The organism is Pseudomonas avellanae BPIC 631 (assembly GCF_000444135.1).
GTDB classification, from domain to species: Bacteria; Pseudomonadota; Gammaproteobacteria; order Pseudomonadales; family Pseudomonadaceae; genus Aquipseudomonas; species Aquipseudomonas avellanae.
Window position 1 is genome coordinate 1 of sequence record NZ_ATDK01000126.1, and the last position, 1,234, is coordinate 1,234.

Consider the following 1,234-nt stretch of genomic DNA (forward strand, 5'->3'; position numbering starts at 1 on the left):
CTGCTGCTAAGCTTATCCACAATTGCTGGGACAGAAATCAGCAATCCGTCCTGGGTCAATTTTCAATCGGCAGGGTGGGTCAGTTTTCAATCAGCGCCAACACACTGCGGTGATGTCAGTGACAATGGCCGCTATTGTCGGTGCCACGCTCGCACCCGAGGCCAGATTCTCGACCGTTCCGTACGGGTTTCAGTTTTTATTCCTGATGCTGGCTACCTATCCTGTCTCAAGAATGATGAGCCGCATCGGCCGAAAAAATGCTTTCATGCTTGGCGCCATCCCGCTGGTGATATCTGGCCTGAGCGGCTTTTGGGCCGTTGAATATCAGCATTTCCCACTGCTGGTTTTCAGCCATGCAGCGTTGGGGATTTATATTGCGTTTGCCAACTTCAACCGATTTGCTGCAACCGACAATCTGGATCAAACGTTAAAGCCCAAAGCGATCTCGCTGGTCGTCGCCGGCGGAGTCATCGCTGCCGTCGTCGGGCCAACACTTACAGAGTTGCTCCGGGACTTGCACGGCTATTCCTTATTTTCGATGTGCTATGCATCGTTCATCGGCCTGGCGGCGCTATCGCTGTTAATCGCTGCTTTGCTGCCTGACGACTCGGTGAAACCCGCAACTTTCAGCGCAAACGAAAAGCCTGCCAACGCACGCCATAACCCGCCTGCTTCAACGGTCATGATCGCCCTGTCGGTCGCCGCAGTAGGTTACGGAGTCATGAACCTGCTGATGATTCAGGCTTCGATGCACATGAAGCATATGCATCAGGACTTCTCGGACGTCCGTCTTGCGATTCAGTGGCATGTGATTGCCATGTTTGCGCCGTCTTTTTTCACCGGAGCGATCATTCAGAAACTCGGGATCAAAGCCACAATCTGCTTGGGCTTGATCATGCTGATCGGCTGTGCGGCCGTCAATATGGGGTCAAGCAGTTACGGGGTAATGACCTTTTCGCTGATTATTCTGGGGCTGGGCTGGAACCTGACCTATGTCGGAGGCGGCGCACTGCTGGCACAGACGCTACAAAACAGTCCTGAGGCCATGAACATGCAGGGCAAAAACGATCTGGCCATCGCCATCTTTGCAACGATCGGTGCGTTCAGCCCCGCGCTATTGCTGGGGATTCCACGCGCACTTGGACACCCATTCCACGAACACTTGGACAGTGATTCCACGCTGACTTGGACACTGATTCCACGAGCATCTGGACAGTGATTTCTCACTGACCAG

Annotated in this window: 1 pseudogene; it reads left to right on the plus strand. The window is 53.8% G+C overall.

The features are described from left to right. Window positions 1-43: 43 nt before the first annotated feature. Window positions 44-1,123: pseudogene (locus DW49_RS0107455) on the plus strand (MFS transporter); the annotation flags it as partial. Window positions 1,124-1,234: the final 111 nt, after the last annotated feature.